6 protein-coding genes are annotated in these 5,021 nt (G+C 59.4%); all 6 read right to left on the bottom strand.

The window, feature by feature from the left end; all coding sequences use genetic code 11:
* Positions 1–34: 34 nt before the first annotated feature.
* Positions 35–1,033 carry a BMP family lipoprotein gene (locus ABJP42_RS14460; protein ID WP_348341540.1) on the bottom strand — a complete coding sequence of 333 codons (999 nt, stop codon included), beginning with the start codon at positions 1,031–1,033 and terminating at the stop codon, positions 35–37.
* A gap of 167 nt (positions 1,034–1,200) precedes the next feature.
* Positions 1,201–1,626: a GNAT family N-acetyltransferase gene (locus ABJP42_RS14455; RefSeq protein ID WP_348341538.1), complete on the bottom strand. Its 426-nt coding sequence runs from the start codon at positions 1,624–1,626 to the stop codon at positions 1,201–1,203.
* The gene (tsaB, locus tag ABJP42_RS14450) at positions 1,619–2,215 is read right to left on the bottom strand and encodes a tRNA (adenosine(37)-N6)-threonylcarbamoyltransferase complex dimerization subunit type 1 TsaB (protein ID WP_348341536.1); all 597 of its coding nucleotides are present in this window, start codon (positions 2,213–2,215) and stop codon (positions 1,619–1,621) included. The genes ABJP42_RS14455 and tsaB overlap by 8 nt, the downstream gene beginning before the upstream one ends.
* A 20-nt stretch (positions 2,216–2,235) precedes the next feature.
* Positions 2,236–2,799: a NifU family protein gene (locus ABJP42_RS14445; RefSeq protein ID WP_348341534.1), complete on the bottom strand. Its 564-nt coding sequence runs from the start codon at positions 2,797–2,799 to the stop codon at positions 2,236–2,238.
* Between the two features lie 179 nt (positions 2,800–2,978).
* Positions 2,979–3,434: a universal stress protein gene (locus tag ABJP42_RS14440; protein ID WP_348341532.1), complete on the bottom strand. Its 456-nt coding sequence runs from the start codon at positions 3,432–3,434 to the stop codon at positions 2,979–2,981.
* A gap of 440 nt (positions 3,435–3,874) precedes the next feature.
* Positions 3,875–4,738: a branched-chain amino acid aminotransferase gene (locus ABJP42_RS14435; protein ID WP_348341530.1), complete on the bottom strand. Its 864-nt coding sequence runs from the start codon at positions 4,736–4,738 to the stop codon at positions 3,875–3,877.
* Positions 4,739–5,021 lie beyond the last annotated feature (283 nt).

Here is a 5,021-nt window from a genome sequence, read left to right as displayed (position 1 = left end):
AGACACGTTGTCATGGCCTGAGGCTTTCTTGGGTTTAGAACTTCAGCGCGGGGCAGGTGTTGTCCGCGTAATAGGACACAACCTCGATCTCACCGTCGATGATCTTCTGGCGGGCTTCGTCAACCGCAGCCTTCATGTCATCGTTGATCAGCGGTGCGTTGTTGTCATCCAGCGCATAGCCAACACCTTCTTCGGCCAGACCCATGTTGAAGACGCCGGTTTCCAGATTTTCACCAGCCTTCATGGCTTCATAAACCGCTACATCAACACGCTTCAGCATTGAGGTCAGGACCTTGCCCGGGTGCAGGTGGTTCTGGTTGCTGTCCACGCCGATCGACAGGATGCCCTCATCTGCTGCGGTCTGCAGAACACCAACACCGGTGCCGCCAGCCGCTGCATAGATCACATCAGCGCCCTGGCTGATCTGTGATTTGGTCAGCTCGGAGCCTTTTACCGGGTCATTCCAGGCCGCAGGAGTGGTGCCGGTCATATTGGCGATCACAGTCGCGTCAGGATTCACAGCCTTGACACCCTGGGCGTAACCGCAACCAAAGTGGCGGATCAGCGGAATATCCATGCCGCCAACAAAACCCACGGTGTTGGATTCAGAGGCCATGGCCGCCATCATGCCAACCAGGTAGGAGCCTTCGTGCTCGGCAAAGCCAATCTGACGGATGTTTGGCGCTTCCAGCCAGGTCACGTCGATGGCAACAAATTTCGTGTCCGGGTAATCAGCCGCCACGGTGGACAGCGGGTCGGCCATGGCAAAGCCCATGGTGACAACCGGGTTGGCGCCAGCCTCGGCAAAACGGCGCAGAGCCTGCTCGCGCTGGGCTTCGGACTGGAGTTCGATTTCACGGAAGGTGCCGCCGGTTTCTTCGGCCCAACGCTGGGCGCCGCCAAAGGCAGCCTCGTTGAAGCTCTTGTCAAACTTGCCACCCAGATCAAAGATCAGGGCAGGCTCTGCAAGGGCGGCGCCAGCGGAAAGGGCCAGCGTGGCTGCAGCGCCCATCAGGGATTTCATCAAGGTCATAGGGTACTCCCGGTTTTGTTTTTTTGCGCAGAGGTCAGGTTGATCGCACTGAGCGATCAGAATAACCCGGCGGGGATTGTTTTAACTAAGTGCGGCAATTTAGCCCTTTGCGCGGGCAGGGGGTCAACCGCTTTTTGACCAATTGGTGCGAAATCCGCGCTGCTTGCCTAAGGTAACTCTTTTTGCATGACAATCGCGTCGACGGATGGGGCGTTTTTGCGCGCATAATAGCTAGAGCGCTGCCCGCAGGGAGCGAATCCCTCTGCCCGGTAGAGAGCCAGGGCGGCGGTGTTGTCAGCCGCAACTTCCAGAAAACAGGTGGTGGCGCCACGGGCTTTGGCCCGGGCTTGCCAGTCTTGCATCTGAGTGCGGGCGAGACCTTGGCGTTGAAATGCAGGATCCGTGGCGAGGGTCAGCAGCTCGGCTTCATCCGCTATCACCCGTACCAGGGCGAAACAGCGACTATCGCCGGTGGCAAAGGTCAGCGGGCTGTCCAGCAGAGCCTCGAATTCCTGCTGCGACCAGGGGCGCGATTGGGTAAAGGCGGCGCTGTGAATGCGCGCCATGTCTTGCGGCGTCAGTGGATTATCCATCGATCAATTGCGGAGGCAGGTCGCGGGCCGGGGCAGCATCAGCCGCACGCAGATAAAGCGGTGCCGGAGCTTCAGGGCTGTCCAGATAGCGCAGGCCTGCCTGTTCTGCGATACGCTGTGCCAGGTCCGGTGGCGAGGCCAGAGGCGTAAACACCAGCCCGGCGCTGCGCGCGGCTGCGCTGGCTTCATCCTCCGGCATCAGACGCGGCGCCTCGCCGGGAAGGGCAGCATAGACCTGGCCCCGAGGAGCAGGAATCGCAGCCAGGCTGCCCGGTTTCTCGCGGGCCTCAAAGCCAGAGACCCCAACCGCAGGAATATCCAGCCCCAGAGCCAATCCACGCGCGGCGGATACAGCGATGCGAATACCGGTAAAGTTCCCGGGCCCGACGCCAACGCCAAGAGCATCCAGATCGGACCAGCTCACTCCCGCCTCGCTCAATAACTCTTCGATAAGCGGCATCAGGCGTTCGGCCTGACCACGGGCACGCTCTTCAAACCGCTGGGCTAGAAGTTGATCACCCCGCAGCAAAGCGGCCGCGCAATGCGCGGCCGAGGTGTCAAATCCAAGAACCAGGGGCTTGGGGCTCATCAACTCTTCTTCTCGTCAGCTCAGACCGCGACCGGGCGCACCTCGGTCACTTCAGGAATATAATGCCGCAACAGGTTCTCGATGCCCATTTTCAGTGTCAGGGTCGAAGAGGGGCAGCCAGCGCAGGCGCCTTGCATATGCAGATAGACCACGCCGCGATCAAACCCATGGAAGGTGATGTCGCCGCCATCCTGCGCCACGGCAGGGCGCACCCGGCTGTCCAGCAGATCTTTGATTTGATCGACGATCTCGCCATTCTCGCCACTGTGCTCTGCATGGCCAGAGGCCTGTGCGCCGCCCGCATCCACGATTGGTTGACCGGATTGATAGTGCTCCATGATGGCGCCAAGAATGGCCGGTTTGATGTGATCCCACTCGATCTCATCAGATTTGGTCACGGTGACAAAATCATTGCCAAAGAAAACACCCGCAACACCGGAGACAGCGAAAATACGCGTGGCCAGCGGAGAGCTGCCAGCAGTCTCGGCACTGGGAAAATCAGCGGTCCCTGCGTCCAACACGGTTTGACCGGGCAGGAACTTCAGCGTCGCCGGGTTCGGCGTGGATTCGGTCTGAATAAACATCTCGGGTCTCCAAAAAGCGTCTCAGGGATATGCGCCCAAGGGGGCATCAAGTCAAGGTTTAGAATTATTCTAAATACTGATGGGGGAATGCGCAAGCAGCATTTTTCTTGGCCGATGCCCTGTCAGGACTGTTGCGCCGCGCCACGGTGCAGCAGATCTGCGGTGTTCTGGTCGGACGGTTAAGTAATCGCCTCCAGGCGCTCCTTGGAGAGATCCCCGGGCACGATGGTGATGGGGACAGGCAGGCTGCCCGATGATTTGCTGAGCTGGCTCACCAAAGGACCGGGCCCCTTGCGATCATCTCCGGCGCCTAGAACCAGGACGCCGATCTCGGAATCCGCTTCGATCTGCGCCATGATTTCAGGGACCGCATCGCCTTCGCGAATGACCAGCTCCGGGTCGACACCCTGGCGATCCCGCATCCATTTGGCAAAAACCTCAAAATGCGCATGGATACGTTCACGCGCTTCCTCGCGCATGACCTCTCCGACACCAATCCAGTGATTGAAGTCGTCCGGTGGGATAACAGAGAGGATGGCGACGCCCCCTCCGGTTTTTGCTGCCCGCATGGCGGCAAAACGCATCGCATTCAGACATTCACGGCTGTCATCCAGTACAACAAGGAATTTGCGCATTTTCGGCCTCTGGTTGCTCCACAGGGGATCATGCCGCAAAGACGCGCGCGCAACAATAGAAATGACACAGTCACGGGTTTTCGCAGGTTGGGACTGGCTTGCCGATTTGCGGATATCCACCTCAAATCCGAGATTCGTTGAAGGGAGGGCTCCCGCCTGCTCCTACAGGATCAAAGATCCTGGTCACAGTTGGGCCCGGCGCCGCTGGCGCGGCGCAGATCTGCCTGTTGAGGGGATGGCCTAAAGCTCAAAGGTCGTAGACTTCGCGGAGGATGGGCCTGCAAACTAGGCTGGTTTTTCCGATTGGACCATCCGAAGCGGCCCCTTTGGGAGATGCGCAACCGCGCCGAGTCGCAGGCTCGGCGCCGGGCTCAACGGGAGCCTTGGCGCCTCTCTGAGGCGTTGGCGATGGACGGGAGTTTTGCCCGGCAGGCGGGCTGCTAGCCCGCGCTTGCGGCCCAGTCCCAATAGAGATCTCGCACCCGCTGCGCCATCGGACCGACTTGATAGCTCTTGTCATCAAAAGCGGTGACCGGGGTCACTTTGCTCATATTGCCGGACATAAACACTTCATCTGCCGCCTCAAAGTCCTGATACCCCAGCACGGTCTCATGCACAGTCACCCCATCGGCGCGCAAGTTGGCGATGTGCCGGGCGCGGGTGATCCCGGCCAGAAAAGTGCCATTGGGGATCGGGGTAAAGACTTCTCCGTCGCGCACCATGAAGATATTGGCGGTTGCGGTTTCTGCGACATTCCCCATGGCATCCAGCGCCAGCGCATTGCTGAATCCTTTCCTGCGGGCCTCACGCAGCATGCGGGCATTGTTTGGATAAAGGCAGCCCGCCTTGGCATTCACCACGGCGCTTTCCAACACCGGACGGCGAAACCTGGTGCGGGTCAGGGTGGCGCTGGCTGTCGCCAGGGCCATGGGGATTTCTTCCAGGCAGAGGGCAAATTCAGTGCTCTCAGGGCCAGGCGCAATCAAGGTCTCATCACCTCCTGTGGCCCAGTACATTGGGCGAATATACACGGCGGCTCCCGGGGCAAAGCCTTTCAACCCTTCGAGGGCGATCTCCACCATGTCAGCGGTCGCCACGGTGGGGGCCATCATCAAAGCCTCGGCCGAGGCATTGGTGCGGGCGCAATGCAGGTCCAGATCCGGTGTCAGCCCATCGAACAAACGGGCACCGTCAAATACGGAAGACCCCAACCACATGGCATGGTCGGCAGCCTTCAGCACCGTCAGATCCTCATCATGCCAGCGGCCTTTGAAATAGGTGCGAATGTTCTTGCCAACAGCCATGGTGAGCTCCTTCCTCTTTGGTGTCGTAAGGCTAGGCGTGAAAAGGTCAGAGTGCCAGACCTTTTTGAAGCGGTTTTTCTCAGGATTTGTTCCCTGAGGCTCTCCCCTTTCAAGCCAAACCTGTCAGATGGCCGGAACAAAGCAACCTAGGCTCTGGACCGATAAGCGGCATTGAACTTGATTGGTCGGTATGTTTCACGCCGCCAAACGATTGGGGGCATGATGCGTAACCTTTACTGGCTGAGCGACGATCAGATGCTGCGGCTTGCGCCGTATTTTCCGA

It is taken from the genome of Pseudophaeobacter sp., from assembly GCF_039971195.1.
Classification (GTDB): domain Bacteria; phylum Pseudomonadota; class Alphaproteobacteria; order Rhodobacterales; family Rhodobacteraceae; genus Pseudophaeobacter.
This window is presented reverse-complemented; position numbering and strand designations above follow the sequence as displayed.